This window comes from Psychrobacter maritimus (genome assembly GCF_029953575.1).
In the GTDB taxonomy this organism is placed as follows: domain Bacteria; phylum Pseudomonadota; class Gammaproteobacteria; order Pseudomonadales; family Moraxellaceae; genus Psychrobacter; species Psychrobacter maritimus.
Genome location: NZ_CP124526.1, coordinates 1,796,726 through 1,813,946, shown reverse-complemented (window position 1 = coordinate 1,813,946; position 17,221 = coordinate 1,796,726). Strand labels below are relative to the sequence as shown.

At 45.3% G+C, this 17,221-nt stretch carries 13 protein-coding genes and 2 riboswitches; of the genes, 9 read left to right on the top strand and 4 right to left on the bottom strand.

Going from position 1 to position 17,221, the window contains the following annotated elements; genetic code table 11:
* Positions 1-75: 75 nt before the first annotated feature.
* A riboswitch (glycine riboswitch) is annotated at positions 76-226 on the bottom strand.
* Positions 227-280: 54 nt separating this feature from the next.
* A riboswitch (glycine riboswitch) is annotated at positions 281-416 on the bottom strand.
* A gap of 347 nt (positions 417-763) precedes the next feature.
* From QJS82_RS07565 to QJS82_RS07550, 4 genes are all read left to right on the top strand, one after another.
* Positions 764-1,084: a YcgL domain-containing protein gene (locus QJS82_RS07565; protein WP_201565121.1), complete on the top strand. Its 321-nt coding sequence runs from the start codon at positions 764-766 to the stop codon at positions 1,082-1,084.
* 362 nt (positions 1,085-1,446) lie between these two features.
* Positions 1,447-2,118: a hypothetical protein gene (locus tag QJS82_RS07560; RefSeq protein WP_281490082.1), complete on the top strand. Its 672-nt coding sequence runs from the start codon at positions 1,447-1,449 to the stop codon at positions 2,116-2,118.
* 267 nt (positions 2,119-2,385) lie between these two features.
* On the top strand, positions 2,386-3,252 hold the full coding sequence (locus tag QJS82_RS07555; RefSeq protein ID WP_201628936.1) for an AAA family ATPase: 867 nt from the start codon (positions 2,386-2,388) through the stop codon (positions 3,250-3,252).
* 106 nt (positions 3,253-3,358) lie between these two features.
* A complete protein-coding gene (locus tag QJS82_RS07550) occupies positions 3,359-4,582 on the top strand; it encodes a vWA domain-containing protein (RefSeq protein WP_281490081.1) in 1,224 nt (407 codons plus the stop codon).
* 126 nt (positions 4,583-4,708) lie between these two features.
* Here QJS82_RS07550 and QJS82_RS07545 read toward each other — a convergent pair whose 3' ends face one another.
* The 3 genes from QJS82_RS07545 to QJS82_RS07535 form a co-directional block, all read right to left on the bottom strand.
* The gene (locus tag QJS82_RS07545; protein WP_281490080.1) at positions 4,709-5,551 is read right to left on the bottom strand and encodes a phosphodiester glycosidase family protein; all 843 of its coding nucleotides are present in this window, start codon (positions 5,549-5,551) and stop codon (positions 4,709-4,711) included.
* A gap of 91 nt (positions 5,552-5,642) precedes the next feature.
* Complete coding sequence (locus QJS82_RS07540) at positions 5,643-7,445, bottom strand: FMN-binding glutamate synthase family protein (protein ID WP_201618750.1); 1,803 nt, start codon at positions 7,443-7,445, stop codon at positions 5,643-5,645.
* Positions 7,446-7,742: 297 nt separating this feature from the next.
* Entirely contained in the window at positions 7,743-8,570 is an 828-nt protein-coding gene (locus tag QJS82_RS07535; protein ID WP_281490079.1) for an IclR family transcriptional regulator, read from the bottom strand.
* Between the two features lie 175 nt (positions 8,571-8,745).
* Here QJS82_RS07535 and QJS82_RS07530 point away from each other — a divergent pair, with 175 nt between their 5' ends.
* Both QJS82_RS07530 and QJS82_RS07525 read left to right on the top strand, forming a co-directional pair.
* Positions 8,746-9,930, top strand: coding sequence for an acyl-CoA dehydrogenase (locus QJS82_RS07530; RefSeq protein WP_271133941.1), 1,185 nt, complete (start codon positions 8,746-8,748; stop codon positions 9,928-9,930).
* 317 nt (positions 9,931-10,247) lie between these two features.
* Entirely contained in the window at positions 10,248-11,447 is a 1,200-nt protein-coding gene (locus QJS82_RS07525) for a CaiB/BaiF CoA transferase family protein (protein WP_281490078.1), read from the top strand.
* Between the two features lie 52 nt (positions 11,448-11,499).
* Here the strand turns inward: QJS82_RS07525 and QJS82_RS07520 are convergent, their stop codons facing one another.
* On the bottom strand, positions 11,500-12,276 hold the full coding sequence (locus QJS82_RS07520; RefSeq protein ID WP_201588946.1) for an IclR family transcriptional regulator: 777 nt from the start codon (positions 12,274-12,276) through the stop codon (positions 11,500-11,502).
* A gap of 263 nt (positions 12,277-12,539) precedes the next feature.
* On the opposite strand from QJS82_RS07520, the gene QJS82_RS07515 reads away from it, so the two are divergent.
* The 3 genes from QJS82_RS07515 (at position 12,540) to QJS82_RS07505 (ending at position 17,158) form a co-directional block, all read left to right on the top strand.
* On the top strand, positions 12,540-14,012 hold the full coding sequence (locus QJS82_RS07515) for an NAD-dependent succinate-semialdehyde dehydrogenase (protein ID WP_281490077.1): 1,473 nt from the start codon (positions 12,540-12,542) through the stop codon (positions 14,010-14,012).
* A 164-nt stretch (positions 14,013-14,176) separates the two neighbouring features.
* On the top strand, positions 14,177-15,439 hold the full coding sequence (gene gabT / locus QJS82_RS07510) for a 4-aminobutyrate--2-oxoglutarate transaminase (RefSeq protein ID WP_201628946.1): 1,263 nt from the start codon (positions 14,177-14,179) through the stop codon (positions 15,437-15,439).
* Between the two features lie 279 nt (positions 15,440-15,718).
* Positions 15,719-17,158: an APC family permease gene (locus QJS82_RS07505; RefSeq protein WP_201618743.1), complete on the top strand. Its 1,440-nt coding sequence runs from the start codon at positions 15,719-15,721 to the stop codon at positions 17,156-17,158.
* Positions 17,159-17,221: the final 63 nt, after the last annotated feature.

Sequence of the window (17,221 nt, the reverse complement as noted above, 5' to 3'; positions counted from 1 at the left end):
CATTGCAACCAAGGGTAGCACAGAAAAAAAAGATAAAGCAGTAAGCCAAACCAGCGTTGAACGTCGGTTTAAGCAAAAGCCCTATCTGTCCTGTAACCTGAGATTTTCAACACGAACCATCATTTTTTTAAGCATCTATTTGCAAAAAAATAGCAATGATGTCGCATTTTCTCCCCTTCGGTGGGCAAGGCGTCGTCCGTCCTTACCGCTCTCCAGATTTGTTATGCCTTGTGTTTGGGTGTGCTACGCGATTGACGGTAGACAGCGAAACAGCCATGACATGTGTTTTTCAGTCCTTTTACCTGAGCGATTGGCAGGGTATATGCGCCTTCGGTGGTCTTATTACAACTATCAACGCAACTCATTAAATAAGTGCATCTGACATCGTGCCCAAGACTCTCTCCTGAAAAACGCTTTTATTATGAAAGGTTAATGGTTTTTTTACAAGCCACCGCATGGATTAAAGTGAATAATTTAACCAAAATGCGCTTTTTTAGAGATATTTAGGCAAATAAACTGCTAAAAAAGCCAATTTTTTGCGCCTGTACAAAGCAACATAAGGCAATCAAAAGCCATCTCTTTAAAGCCTGCTACGCAAAGCCACTATTGAAAGTCGGACAAATTATGCTAGGCTAGCAACCATTATTCCCATATTCCTCATTCATTTCATTTAAGCTATTTAATACAGGCTATTTAATACCAGTCATTTGATAACTGTTTTAATTGATGGTTTTTAACCTTTCGTGCTCAATAGGTGCCCTTTATGCATTGCGATATTTACAAATTTCCCAAACACAATGATATGTACGTCTATATTGCTCGTCCTGATTATCCTAACGATACCGACGAGATTAAAGACTGGCTTGGCGTATTACCAAAAGACTTCCGTGCAGGCTTAGGGCGCAGTCAGTTTGTCATGCATCTAGATTTGGCAACTACGGCAACGCTTGCGCGTGTTGATAAAGAAGAAGTGTTGGCGAAATTACAATCACAAGGCTATTTTGTACAAATGCCGCCGCAAGATGTCATGCGCCGCCAAGCCGAGTTGCGCGCCCGTGAAGCACAAGACAATATCTACGATTAATGCGCTTGTTTTAAAGTATTTCTTTTAAGTTTTATGGCAAGCTTCTTTTATAATGTGTCTTATTTTATAAAGCAACTAACGGCAACTGAAGGTAAATATAGGTCAGCGGCCAAGTGGCAGCAATTCATAAACACTCATAATCGGTGTTAATAACAAGCCAACTGGCGATGCGACCAATTGATAAAAAACGTTACCAAACAGTGGTCAGCATGCACTTTATTTAGAAGTCGTGATAAACTAGCAGCCTATTCAGTACAGATGTCGATGATGTAGTCGGCCCCATTTTTAGTACGACAGAACGTACCCTATACCGCTAGACACATAACGTGTCGCCGGTGATAAATGCAGGTAACCAAACACGTATGGACTGGTTTAAAAGTATCTTACACAGCTTACCATTGGAAGCCATCAGTGACATTCTCGGCGAGATTGCGATTTGGTGGGGGCAGCTGGTAAAAGACGTTCCAGCCGCAGACCTACCCATGTATGCGTATTTGGGCGGTGTCATCATCGTCTTGATACTTTGGCTACTGGTTGCTCGGGTCTTGCCGCGTCCACTCGGCGGTATGAGTTGGATGATGCTCTTTGCTGTTTTACTAGCTCCCGGTACAGCGCTTGGTGACCCTAGCGTGATTGCACCAGCCAGTATTAGCGTTGTCTATGCCATTATGATGAAAGACACGGCTGGCGCGATTGCTAATATGTTGCCGATATTGGTGGTATTGGTCGTCGGCTTGTTTGTGGGTTTTGTTTGGCAACTGATTCGCGGCGCGTTTGAGTCGAGCTTAGATAAAGCCCGCAGCCGAACGGCAGAAGATACGCAAGCGACGATGCAGCTAACCACGGGTAATTACTTAACAGACAATGCGAGTTTAGCAGAGTCATCCGATGACTCAGTATTAATGTCTAAGTCTGAAATAACCAAACCTGAAATGGCTAAGACGGAAATAAATAAGCCTGAAGCTGAAGTCAGTTTAAAAAAAGACAATAAGCCATTGAAGCAAGCGGATAGTAATAAATCTAATAAGCTTTAAAGTAGAATTAAGCTTTATTAGCTAAAATAGAAGACACCGTGTGTGTCTTTTTTTATGTAAAAGCATTTTTATGTAAAAGCATTTTTTGCCGATTGAGGATATAAGCAATTAATGACTATTAAAACGATATCAGTAATATTTGTTAGCAACTGCGAACGCATGAGTATTTTGGCAATTAAGGCAGCTGTGCTAGTCTAATTCATTATTTCTTATTCACCACTTGCCCCTTAATCCCTTTAATGTATAACAATAACTGAGACTTAGTTTATGACAAACACGACCGATAAAACCAAGAAAACCTTTACCGGTACAGAAAGCTATATCGCTACCGACGATCTGCAATTGGCAGTCAATGCGGCGATGACGTTACAAAAGCCGCTGCTTATCAAAGGCGAACCGGGCACCGGTAAGACGTTACTGGCTGAAGAAGTAGCAGAGAGTCTGGGTATGCCGCTGATTACATGGCATATCAAATCAACCACCAAAGCTGAGCAAGGTTTGTACGAGTATGATGCGGTATCGCGCTTGCGAGATTCGCAAATGGGTGATGATAAGGTTTATGAGATTGGTAACTATATCAAGCCGGGCAAGTTATGGGATGCCTTTACCAGTAAAGAGCGCAGTGTGTTATTGATTGATGAGATTGATAAAGCTGATATCGAGTTTCCCAATGACTTGCTACATGAGCTGGATAAGATGTCATTTTATGTTTATGAGACGGGCGAGACCATCACTGCTGAGCAGCGTCCTGTAGTCATTATCACTTCAAACAATGAAAAAGAGCTGCCAGATGCGTTTTTGCGTCGTTGCTTCTTCCATTATATCGACTTCCCAGAAGAAGCAACCATGCGTCAAATCATTGAGGTGCATTTCCCTGATATCCAAGAAAAGCTGGTCAATGATGCATTAGATATCTTTTATAAGCTACGTAATGTTCAAGGGCTTAAAAAGCCACCCTCAACGTCAGAATTGGTTGATTGGTTAACGTTATTATTGGCCGATGATATGGCACAAGAAGAATTGGAAGAAAACTTGCGCGGCGAAAAGTCTATCCCGCCATTATATGGTGCACTGCTTAAGAATGAAGCCGATGTCAACTTATTGCAGCGTTTTGCCAATATGATGCGTCGCTAAGCGACAGACCATTTGTCATGATTAAAGCCAATGAAACGGCTTCACTCGTAACCATATCAGCAACGTCGCCAGATAATAATGTCAGCCAATAAGTGATACGTGTCTTATGTTTATCAAATTGTTCTATACCCTACGTACTTACGGCGTACCCGTCAGTACCCGTGAGCTGCTTGACCTAAACGCTGCGTTAGATCAAGGGCTGATGATGCAGCCGCATTCTGAGGATCCAGAGCTGTCTACCTTTGCCAGTCGCGAGGATATGTATCGGCTGATTCGCCTCTGTATGGTCAAAGATGAGCGTCACTTTGATAAGTTTGACCGCGCCATGGCAGACTATTTTGAAGGGGTGGATAGCCTTGATATGGACGAGCTGTTGGCCAAGTTAACGGACGTCCCAAAAGAATGGCTCGATTTAAAGCTCGACCCAAAAAATCTGACCGAAGAGCAGCGGCGCTTGCTAAAAAAATACGGCTCGCTAGAGGAGTTGATGAAAGCGCTTGAAGAGCGTCTGAAAGAGCAAAAAGAGCGTCATCAAGGCGGCAGTAAATGGGTCGGTACAGGTGGGACATCACCATTTGGTGCCTATGGCGACCATCCAGAAGGGGTGCGCGTCGGCGGTGAATCACGCAAACGTAGCGCTGCCAAAGTTTGGGAGCAGCGAAAATATCGCAATCTCGATGATGATAATCAGCTTGGTACGCGCCAAATTCAAATGGCACTGCGTAATTTGCGCCAGTTTGCGCGTACCGGTAGCGCGGATGAGCTAGACATTCATGAGACCATCAAGCGCACCGCCAAAAAAGGCATGCTCGATATTCATATGCAAGCTGAGCGCCGTAACCGCGTCAAGGTGCTGATGTTGTTTGATGTCGGTGGTAGTATGGATATCCATGTGGAAGCATTAGAGAAACTGTTTTCAGCGGCGAAGAATGAATTTAAAACCTTAGAGTTTTTTTACTTTCATAACTGTTTATATGATTATGTTTGGAAGGACAATAATCGTCGTCATAGTGCACCGATGCCTACCTTTGAGCTGCTCAATAAATACGGCCGAGAATATCGCGTGATATTCGTCGGTGATGCATCGATGTCGCCCTATGAGCTGATGACAGTTGGCGGTAGTGTTGAGTATATGAATAATGAGGCGGGCATCGTTTGGCTTAAGCGGGTGCTGGCGCATTTTGATAAAGTCGCTTGGCTCAATCCTGAAAACCCTGCGTATTGGAATTATACCCAAACCATCGTCGAGATTAAAAAACTGTTCGATAATAAGATGTATCCGATGACTTTACATGGTGTGGAAGAGATGACCAACTATATGGCGCGCTAACGTCTAACTATAGATAACGATAAGAATCCTTTACTTTATTTCTTATTGAAACACGCATAAAAATAGCCGTTATAAAATATAGCGGCTATTTTTTCTTTCTGTTTTCTCGTTTTTACCTTTTCTTTTCTAGTTTTTTGTTTCTATCAGTCCAATCATAACGCCCATCTCTTTTTTATCATGCTTATCGATAGTCGGTGCATACAATGCCGAAGCAATGCCGCCATCTAAAAATAATGCATTTGGACAGTTTAAATCATCCTTAAACAGGGTGGCAAATTGATAAAAGCTCACAGGCTCTTCGCTATTGACAAATTGTAGGCTGCCATCGCTGCAAACACCGGCACCATTACGCAGCTTAATCGAGGTACTGTCAGGATTGAACTGCGGGTGAATCTCATTATTGATGACCAGCATAGGGCCTGATTGCGTCGCATACCAAGGCTGTGCTGTACCACTTTTGAGCTGCTTATCTAAAGCATTGCTTTCAGTAATTTGCACCTTGCCAGACTTATCCCACCACATAACGCCATTGGGCAATAAGTGAAAGTTGCCGCCGCCTGCTTTAATATTTAACGCCCGCAGCTCTTTACCTTCGATAACCGTATAGCCAATCGGCGCATAATTTTCATTATACATACCGGCGTTCATGGCAAAATACAGCGTTTGCTCAGACGGTAATGTCGCTAACAAAGTATCGAAAGTCAGCAGCGGCTGGGTGTTATTAGCACTGTTATCCGCTTGCTGCCAAAACAGCTGTAAAGAATAGCGAGGGTCTGATAACGTCTGCGCGTCGATACGACAAGCGCTATAAGTAAAGGGCGCGTTTTGCGACTGGCATGACCAATGCTTTTTGCCATTATCAGCGCTGCTATCATTTGTGTGGTCTGTCGGCTGACAGGCGCTGATGCTTAATGCAATCAGCGCTGCCGTCAAAAGAGTTTGGGATAAAGTAAAAAGGGAGATTGGCATCAATGACTTGCCTTGTGGCAGGTGGATAGAAGTTATCTATTGTAATGCTTCTACCATATTTTGTCGCTTATTTGCTGCTTCGCTTATCCATTTAGTCATCTGTATGGGGTAAGTCGCGAAAAGTATTATTGACGTTGCCAATTAACATGCCACCATCGATGATGTCTACTGAATCATCGGGGTGTTTCGTGGTCGGCGCGCTGGTTTCTTTACCTCTATCGCGCGAGTCTTTATTATAAGCAATCAGCGCATCGTTATTGGCAAGGAAGCTATCGGGATTTGCCATGACCCACATTTGGTTAAAGACGTCGGCGCGAGCGTTTTGCGCAAGTAATGCGCCTTGGTCAGCAAAGTAGAAGAACTTCGATAATAGCTTGATTTGTCCGTTATCTAAACGGCGCGCAATATGATAAGGCTGTAATTGACTTGGATGCTGGAGGCCAACCGCGCCAACGATGCTGGCCAGTGATTTCAGGGTGTTTTTATGGAAGCTTGCCACGCGCTCCGCTTTACTTGGCACATCGAGCGCTTTTTGGCGATACGGGTCTTGGGTCGCAACCCCCGTCGGGCAAGTGTTGGTGTGGCACGAGCGTGATTGAATACAACCAACGGCAAACATAAAGCCGCGCGCTGAGTTACACCAGTCAGCGCCAAGCGCAATCATGCGCGCAATATCGAAGCCTGAGACGATTTTGCCACTGACGCCAAGCTTGATTTTGTCACGGATACCGGCGCCAACTAAGGTATTGTGTACCAATAAAAACCCTTCAACCATTGGCATACCGACGTTGTCCATAAATTCAACGGGCGCTGCACCTGTGCCGCCCTCTGCGCCATCGATCACGATAAAATCAGGATAGTTGTTGGTTTCAATCATGGCTTTAACAATCGCCATAAACTGCCAAGGTTGACCTACGCATAGCTTAAAGCCGACAGGTTTGCCGCCTGATAAGTCACGCAGCTGCTGCCAAAAAGCAACCAACTCTCGCGGCGTGCTAAAAGCGCTATGTGAAGAGGGCGAAACGCAATCTTGACCGGTTGGAACTTCACGGGTATCAGCGATTTCTTGGGTGATTTTTTCGGCGGGTAACACACCGCCTTGACCGGGTTTGGCACCTTGTGAGAGTTTAATCTCAATCATTTTTACTTGCGGGTCAACAGCTTTTTCCGCAAACGACTGCGGATCAAAATTACCCTGAGCATCACGGCAACCAAAATAACCGGTGCCCAGCTCCCAAATCAAATCACCACCAAATTTACGGTGATAAGGGCTAATCGCACCTTCGCCGGTGTCATGGGTGAAGCCGCCCATTTTTGCGCCTTGGTTGAGCGCCATAATCGCATTGGCAGATAAACTACCAAAGCTCATCGCCGAGATATTAAATACCGACATATCATGCGGCTGCTTACAACGATCGCCACCGACCACGATGCGAAAATCTTTGTTTTCTAGCGGCTGACTGACGGCGGATTGTAAAAACCACTCTTTATCATGGGCGTATAAATTGTCTAGCGTACCAAAGGCGTTGGTGTCACTGACGTTTTTGGCACGTTGATAAACCAATGCGCGCTGCTGGCGTGAAAACGGCACTTGTTCTTTATCGTTTTCCAATAAATATTGGCGAATTTCAGGGCGGAAGTCTTCGAGCACGTAGCGGATGTGGCCGGCAACCGGATAGTTTCTCAAAATAGCGTGCTTTAACTGTGTGATATCGTAAATCCCCAAGCACACACCGAAGCCGCCAAGAATGATTAGCCACCAATTCGTCAGTAACAGTCCGGCTAAAAACAGCAAGACCGCCGCAGCAAAGGTACTATAGCGCAAAAATACGCCGACTAAATAAGGAGAACTGGTTTTTGATTCTGGATTCAAATTGGTACGAGATTGGGGCATAACGATACTCAACAGTAAAACATTGGAATTAAAAATGCGGCAGAAAGTTATTTCGTAACTTTGCCGCTATTCATTATTCAGTATAAAAGGATTGGATAATACTCATTAAAACAAATTAAAGCGCCACCAACTTAAACACTGACAATAAAGGCAGGGGCTCAAATTGATGGCGTACATCATACGCCTATAATATCACGGCTCCATATTAATTGAGTAACGGCTTGCTAATAATGACGTGATAACGCCGTTTTTAAAGGTTTTAGCATGGCATAAACGGCTTATTAGCCAAATAAGTGCTTAAATACCGCGCCCAATCTTTTCTGCCAGCGCCTGCAACTTAGGTACAATCGTCGCCGCATATTCATCTGCTTGCCAGTTAGCACTTGGCACACTGGCATTGAGCGAATACGCATGCTGTCCAGTGGCAACATCAAAGACGCCAACGGCCACAGCCAATATATCGGTAGAAAACTCACCATCTGATACCGTATAGCCATGCGCTCTATAATGCTCTGCAGCGTCAGATAAAGCCAACTGCGCGTGCTTATAATCTTCTGTAGATAAGTGCTGTTGTAAATTACTAAGAATCACACTCTGTCTTGCTGGCGAGCTGGCGGCATAAAAAGCGCGCCCAATAGCAGTACGGGCGACGGGCACTGCCGAGCCAACTTGCAAATTGACTGACAGGCGAGCAGGGCTACGACAACAAGCGTGATAGCGCATTTCTCCTTCGACCTCGGTTGCTAAATTCACCGATACTTCATTGCTACTGGCAAACTGTCGTAGCAACGGCTCAGCTGCCGCTACCATGTCGTGACGACTCCACGCCGTTGCGCTGAGTCTCACCGCGCTACTGCCGAGTTGATACTGTCCATGCTCGGTCATGCGTAAAAATCCAAGCGTCATCAAAGTATGAATAAGACGGGTGATGGTCGCTTTTGGCAAGGAAGTTATTTGACACAATTGCTGGTGGCTGAGCTGCTCATGCTGCTCAAAGGCTGCCAATAAAGTCAGTCCACGCCCTAATGCAGTGACAAACTGCCGGTCGTTATCGTCCTTACTTTGCTCAAGAATAGTGGTCATTCGATCCAGTAGTGGCAGAGCTGCCGATACATTTTTTGTCATTTTATGCTCATTTTTTTTGATAAAGGTTTACAGCGCGGTAAAACTTTGCTTAAATAGATTTAAATTATGAAACTAAGTTTCGCACAGCGGAATAAGCAAGTCAATAACCTGTGCAGTCAATTTACTTATTAATCACTACTCGTCGGTCAGGAAGACTGATATCAAGGAGATCCACATGGCAACATCTACGCGTCCAAGTTTCGATTGGGAAGATCCGTTTTTATTACGCAACCAGTTGACTGATGAAGAGCGCATGGTCACGGACAGCGCCCGTCAGTTTTTTCAAAAAGAGTTGATGCCTGGCATTTTAGAGGCTAATCGTAACGAGAACTTTGACCGTAATATCATGCGTCAAATGGGTGAGATGGGCTTGCTTGGCGTAACGATTGAAGGTTATGGCTGTGCTGGTTTATCAAGTGTCGCTTACGGTCTGATTGCCAAAGAAATCGAAGCCGTTGACTCTGGCTACCGTTCAGCGATGAGCGTGCAATCAAGCTTGGTCATGCATCCTATCTGGGCGTACGGCACCGAAGAGCAAAGAGAGAGATATCTGCCTAAGCTTGCTACTGGCGAATATGTTGGCTGCTTTGGTCTGACTGAGCCGGATTCAGGCTCAGATCCTGCCTCGATGTCGACCCGTGCGCGCGCGGTTGATGGCGGTTATGAGCTGACAGGTAATAAGATGTGGATTACCAACAGCCCTATCGCTGATGTATTTGTCGTTTGGGCAAAGGACGATGCCGGTGAGATTCGCGGTTTTGTTTTAGATAAAGGTATGAAAGGGTTATCAGCGCCGAAGATTGAAGGTAAGTTTTCACTACGTGCTTCAGTTACCGGTGAAATCGTTATGGACAAGGTGTTTGTCCCTGAAGCCAATGCTTTCCCAGATATCCGCGGTCTAAAAGGGCCGTTTGGTTGCTTAAATAAAGCCCGTTACGGTATCGCATGGGGCGCGATGGGTGCGGCTGAATTCTGCTGGAAAGCAGCACGCCAGTACACGTTAGACCGTAAGCAGTTTGGTCGTCCGCTCGCCGCAACGCAGCTCGTACAATTGAAGCTTGCCAATATGCAAACAGAAATCACCTTGGGTCTACAAGCGGCGCTACGTGTTGGTCGTCTAATGGATGAAGATAATGCGGCGCCTGAGATGATTTCACTGATTAAGCGTAATAACTGTGGTAAGGCGCTCGATATTGCGCGTATTGCTCGTGATATGCATGGCGGCAACGGTATCTCTGATGAGTTCCACATTATTCGTCATGTGATGAACTTAGAAGCGGTTAATACCTATGAAGGTACCCACGATATTCATGCGCTTATCCTAGGTCGTGCGCAGACTGGTATTCAAGCGTTTTATTAATAAGTGCTAGCTAGTCAATGCTAGCTAGTTTTAGACCATTAACGTACGTTGCTGTTTGGCTTTTTATAAGCTGTTATAAACAGGAACGTACGTTTCTGAGTTTTTAAGCATTTTTTAAGCACTGTTCTTATACATTGTTCTTATGCATAGTTCTCATACATTGTTTTCATCCATCGTTGTTATGCATCATTTATTTAGCAGTGTCTATTCTTAAAAGGTATTCAGGCATTAAAGAAAAGACAGTAAAAGCTAAATGATACATGGCAATTTTTTATCAAATTTTTATCAAAGAATAAGTTACATAATAAGGGAAGATTATGACTGATATGGCAAAAGGTGCATTACACGGTATCAAGGTGCTCGACTTATCGAGAGTATTGGCTGGTCCTTCTTGTACTCAAGTGCTTGCAGATTTGGGCGCTGAAGTCATCAAGGTAGAGCGTCCGCATATTGGCGATGAGACGCGTCATTGGGCGCCGCCAAAATTCAGCGATGATACCTCCGCTTATTACGCCACTATTAACCGCAATAAAAAATCTCTCACTGTTGATATCACCACGCCTGCCGGACAAACCATTATCAAGCAGCTTGTTGCCGATAGCGATATCGTCGTTGAAAACTTTAAAGTTGGCGGTCTAAAGAAATACGGCTTAGATTATGACAGTCTAAAACAAGACAACCCGCGCCTTATTTATGCGTCATTAACGGGTTTTGGTCAAACAGGTCCAGACGCTAAGCGCCCCGGTTATGATTATATTATTCAAGGCTTGTCAGGACTGATGAGTATTACTGGTCCAAGCGATGGTGAAGCGCATAAGGTTGGTGTGGCAGTCGTCGATTTATTCGCCGGTTTGCAGCTGACCATTGGTATTCAAGCGGCCTTATTAGCGCGTCAAAATACGGGACTTGGGCAGCATGTCGATGTGGCATTGCTTGATAGTGCGCTTGCGATGCTCGCCAACGTCGGTATGAATTATTTGGCATCAGATAAAGTCCCGCCAAGACTCGGCAATCAGCATCCCAATATCGTGCCTTATCAAGTGTTTGCAGGGCAGGGTGACGTGCACTTTATCTTAGCCTGTGGTAATGACAGTCAGTTTGCCAAACTTTGCACTGTGTTGGGCGTTGATTGGCATAGTGACAACCGTTTTGCGACCAATCCACAACGCGTTGCCAATCGTGAGCTACTTTGTGATGAGTTAGCTAAGAAGTTTGCCGAGCAACCTCGTACTTATTGGTTAGAGGTTTTAGAGAACGCAGGTATTCCTTGTGGGGCGATTCATAATATTGCTGAGGCATTGGCCATGCCGCAAGCGCTAGCACGTGAGATGGTGGTTGATTTTGCCGAACAAGGCAGCCCTGTTCGTGCCCTTGGGAATCCGATTAAATTGTCCGCCTCACCGGTTACTTATCGTACGCCGCCACCGCAATTGAGCGAGCATACCGATAGTACGCTTGCTGATTTGGGCTATGACAGTGACATGATAGCCAAGCTTAAAGCCGATGGAATTGTTTAAGCTTATTTTTAAATCATAGATATCAGTAGCGGACGTTTAATAATATTTATTGCTATCTCAGTTTTAAATACTCGGCTTTAAAACCCAAACGCTGCTCAATTTGCTCTGCCAATTCAATCAGTACCGCACTGACCTCAGCTCGCTTGGACTCATATTCTGCTTGCAAAAAGCTGACCGCCATACCGGCAACCGCGTTGCCTGACGCATTGCGAATATAAGTGCCTAAGCAATACATGCCCTCGCGCAGTTGTCCATCGTCAAGGGAGATGCGACTATTTTGAATAGCCGTCAGCTCGGTAGATAAGTCATTAAAGTTATCGACACCGTGTTGGGTAATGGGCGTAGGGAAACCGCTGGCATAGATGGACTTTATGCTGTCCATAGAAAAGGTGGAAAGCATGGCTTTACCAGTGGCAGAAAATACTGCTGGTACGCGCACACCAGCGCGGAAAGTAAAGCCAAGCGGAGCCGGCGCTTCATGGCAAGCCAAAAACACCACTTCACCAAAATCGAGCTTGGATAAAGTCACCGTATGTTGAAGTAGGGTTGGATACTGGACAATAAGGTCTTTAAATAGCTGAATGACGCCTTGCTGCTGCTCATATTTGCCCGCCCAATACATCAAATACGAGCCCAAATGAAAGCGGCTATCGCTGTCTTTATAGATGACATGCTTGGCCAAAAGACTTTGCAAAATGTTGTGGGTTGAGCTGCGCGGCAGGTTAAGCTCTTTGGCAATATGAGCTGCCGTTAAGGGTTGAGCGCTGTCGGTTATCAAATCTAAAATCTGAAAGGTCTTGTCCAAAGCAGGAACGGCAGTGGTGCTCATAAGGAACCTATAAAAGTCGGTAAAATTAAAAAAAACATCAAAATAAAGTGATAAATCATCACAAAGTTGATAATAGGGGTTGCAAATATGCGTCCATCATTCTTATAATGATGTCTCGTATATAGAATATATGTTCAGTATATTGAACAAATAACAAGTTATCAATAATTATTTAAGTCATAACCTTTTACTTATTGTTAGTTATTTATCGCTATAAATCTGCAAACCCTATCTGCAAAATAACATTGACAAGGAGTGTCAACATGTCACAACTGCCACATACGCTAGAGCTATCAAACCCAGACCTACTCAAACAGCAGTGCTTCATCAAAGATGGCTGGCATGGTGCTAGTGATGACGCGACTATTGACGTCAGCAATCCTTTTAACGGCGAGATTATCGGTAGCGTGCCAAGCCTGACGACCGACGATGTCAATGATGCGGTTGCGGCTTCTCATGAGGCGCAAATCACGTGGGCGGCCAAAACCCCAAAAGAGCGCGCTGAGCTACTACAAAAGTGGGCCGACCTTATCGATGCCAACAAAGAAGATTTGGCCATCATTATGACCGCCGAGCAAGGCAAACCTTTAACCGAGTCACGCGGGGAAGTTGGCTATGCCAATAGCTTCATCCGCTGGTTTGCTGAAGAAGGCAAGCGCGTATACGGTGATGTTATCCCTGCCAATCAAGCACAGCTGCGCCATGTCATCCTAAAACAGCCTGTTGGTGTTTGCGCGGCTATCACGCCTTGGAACTTCCCAGCAGCGATGATTACCCGTAAAGCAGCACCTGCCCTAGCGGCAGGCTGTACTATGATTATCAAACCTGCAACCGAAACGCCATTTTCTGCCTTTGCACTGGCTGCCTTGGCTGAGCAAGCGGGTATTCCTGCAGGCGTCATCCAAGTCGTAACTGGCAAATCATCAACCATCGGCGATATCCTAACCGGCGATGCGCGCATTCATAAGCTGTCATTTACCGGCTCTACCGAAGTCGGTCGTACCTTGATGGCCCAATGCGCCCCAACCATCAAAAAACTGTCATTAGAGCTCGGTGGCAATGCGCCATTTATCGTCTTTGATGATGCTGATCTTGAAAAAGCCGCTGAAGGCTTAATCGCCTCTAAATATCGTAACGCCGGTCAAACTTGTGTTTGCGCCAACCGCGTCTACGTGCAGGACAGTATCAAAGACAAATTCCTAGACGTATTTGTGAAAAAAGTCGCTGAGCTTAATGTCGGTAATGGCATGGACGAAGGCGTCGATATCGGTCCGTTGATTAATAAAAAAGCTTTAGAGAAAGTACAAGCACTGCTAAAAGACGCGTTAGATAAAGGCGCAACCCTTATCACGGGCGGCAGCACCAACGGCGCATCAGAGCTGACTTATAATCCAACGGTGATTACCGATATCAGCAGTGATATGGATATCGCCCACGAAGAAATCTTTGGTCCTATCGCTACTATCTTTACCTTTAAAGATGAAGCCGACGTCATCCGTCAAGCTAACGATACTATTTATGGTTTGGCTGCATATTTCTACAGCGGCAGTTATGCACGCTCATGGCGCGTTACCGAAGGTTTAGAGTACGGCATCATCGGTCATAATACCGGTCTAATTTCTACCGAAGTCGCACCATTTGGCGGCGTTAAGCAATCAGGCTTTGGCCGTGAAGGCTCAAAATACGGCATCGAAGAATATGTCGTGACCAAATACTGGTGCTCTGATGTTAGCTAATAGCTGGAGCCAATAGTTAGCTATTTCGTATTTTAACCGTTTAATTTTCACTCAGTATTTAACGGGATTCAGCAGCAGGAATCCCAACTATCACTAAAACTTACTCTATAAACCGCCATCACATCACTGGCATCTACGTAAAGAAGAAAGAAAAGGATATTCTTATGACTACTACCAATCAATCATTACTTGAGCGCCGTAAAGCGGTTTTGCCAACAGGACTTGGCGTTGCCTTTCCTATCTTTGCCGAAAAAGCAAAAAACTCGGAAGTTTGGGATATTGAAGGCAATCGTTATATCGACTTCGTCGGCGGTATCTCAGTATTGAATACCGGTCACAGCCATCCAAAAATCACTCAGCGTGTGCATGAGCAGCTAGACAAATTTACCCATACTGCCGCGCAAATGATTAACTATGAATGCTATGTTGAGCTTGCTGAAAAGCTTTGCCAAAAAGCCCCTATCAGCGGTGATACCAAAGCGTTCTTTTTGACCACTGGCGCTGAAGCCGTTGAAAACTGTATCAAGATTGCTCGTGCAAAAACCGGTCGTCCGGGTGTCATCTCTTTCGTTGGCGGTTGGCATGGTCGCACGCTAATGTGCATGAGCCTAACGGGTAAAGTATTGCCATACAAAAAGAACTTTGGTCCGATGCCAGGCCCAGTCTTTCATGCGCTATTCCCAGCTGAAGAGCTAAATGTTACTGAAGCACAAGCATTGCATAGCCTTGAGATGATTTTCCAAGCGGATATCGACCCAAGTGAAGTGGCGGCGATGATTATCGAGCCAGTACAGGGCGAGGGTGGTTTCCATCAAGTCACGCCATCGTTTGCCAAAGCCTTGCGCGAGATTTGCGATGAGCATGGCATTGTGCTGATTTTTGATGAAGTACAGTGTGGTTTTGCCCGTACAGGCACGTTGTTCGCCAGTGAGCAGTTGGGCGTTGAGCCTGACCTAATGACCAGTGCCAAGAGCTTGGCGGGTGGTTATCCTATCTCTGCCGTTATCGGCCGTGCTGATATCATGGATGCGCCGCAAGTAGGCGGTTTGGGTGGTACTTATTCTGGTAACCCGCTGGCTTGTGTGGCAGCTTTAGCAGTCATGGAAGTCATCGAAGAAGAGAATCTACTTGAGCGTAGTGTTGAGATTGGCGATAAAATCGAAGCTTTCTTAAAGGGTTTAAACTTAAGCAGTATCGGTCATATTCGTCATAAAGGCGCGATGTTAGCGTTTGAGTTAATCGACAGTGATGGCAAGCCTGATGTTGAAGCAACGGCCAATTTAAAAGCCAAAGCATTTGAGCAAGGTCTGTTATTAGCCTCTTGTGGCATGTTCGGTAACGCCATTCGCGTGATGGTGCCGCTAACGGTTGAAGATGAAGTGCTACAAGAAGGCCTTGATATTATCAAAGGTATTTTGACTGCTTAAAGGCGTTAAGATTTAACAATAATGGATGCTTAAGGTTTGGATGATGACAGTCCTGCTTTGAGCGGTGGTTTTACAACGGCGCCTTGCAAGTCAAGACGCTGTTGTTGTCTCTGCTATCGATATATAAAAACATTATCAAGCTTCTCAGTCGAGAAGTATGGAAAGATAAACATGAGGGGCGATGCCCTGTTATATAAATCCTGTTATACAAAATACATGTCACTCTAGGTGTAATGAGCAAAAGATTCACATGGATTAAACACGGACAAGGAGTAGATTATGTCTGAATTAAAAAAATCTTTAGGGACGCTAGACGTTATCGCGTTGGCATTTGGTGCGATGGTCGGTTGGGGCTGGGTCGTCTTAGCGGGCGGTTGGATTTTGTCTGCTGGTACGTGGGGTGCGATGCTGGCATTCTTGATAGGCGGACTGGCAGTGATACTGATTGGGGTGACTTATGCTGAGCTTGCCGCATCGATGCCAGTCACCGGCGGTGAGCACACTTATACCCATCGCGCATTAGGGGTCAATGTCTCCTTTATCTGCTCATGGAGTATTCTATTTGGTTACTTCTCAGTGGTCGCGTTTGAGGCGGTCGCACTCCCGACAGTGGTAGAATATTTTATCCCCAATTATAATCAAGGTTATCTCTGGACCATCGCTGGCTGGGATGTCTATGCCACTTGGGTCGGGGTCGGTATGCTGGGCTCCGTCATTGTAACTTGGCTCAATATCCGCGGTATGGAAGTCAGTGCTTGGTTCCAAAAAACGGCCGTATTGGGCATTTTATTCGTCGGGACGTTACTGTTTATCGGTGCGGTACTGTTTAATCCTGAAAGTTCAAACTCAGTACAAGCGCCAGCATTTATTGGTGGTATCGGCGGTATAATGGCGGTTATTGTTATGGTGCCGTTTATGTTTGTCGGCTTTGACGTTATCCCGCAGGCAGCAGAAGAGATTGATTTAACGCGCCCCAATATCGGTAAATTTTTGATTATCTCGATTATCGTTGCGGTGATGTGGTATGTGGGTATTGCGTGGAGTGTGGGCACGACTTTACCACTGGTACAAGCAGAGAGCTCAACCCTCGCCACGGCTGATGCCATGACCAATGCATGGCAAGGCAAATGGGCGGGTATTTTGTTAGTGATTGGCGGTGTGCTGGGTATTTTATCGAGCTGGAACGCCTTTTTAATCGGCGGCAGTCGTCTGCTGTATGCGATGTCCAGAGCACATATGTTGCCAGCCTTTTTAGGTAAATTGCACCCAAAATATAAAACGCCATCAAACGCCATTTTATTAATTGGCGGTTTGGCGACGCTTGCGCCGTTATTTGGTCGCAAAATGTTGGTTTGGATTGTCGATGCCGGTGGTTTTGGTATCGTTATCGCTTACACCTGTGTCGCTATCTCATTCTTAGTACTGCGCTACCGTGAGCCTGATATGGTTCGTCCGTTTAGAATACCAGCAGGTAAACTGGTCGGTATGCTGACGATTGTGCTAAGTTTTGGTTTATTGATGCTCTATATGCCAGGTATGCCATCTGCGTTGACCGCTGTTGAATGGTGGATTTTCTTTGGCTGGACGGTCTTAGGTATCGTGTTATATAGCTATGCAAGGATAAAATATCCTGGTATCAGTGAAGCGATTATGGCAGAAGAGCTACGCGAATTAAAAATTGTCAATCAGCTATGGTTAAAGGACAATCCAAAGAAATAGCTTCTATTTTGAACTGATTATAGTAATAAAATTCCGCTGCAAAAAAAGCCTAACAGTAAATGT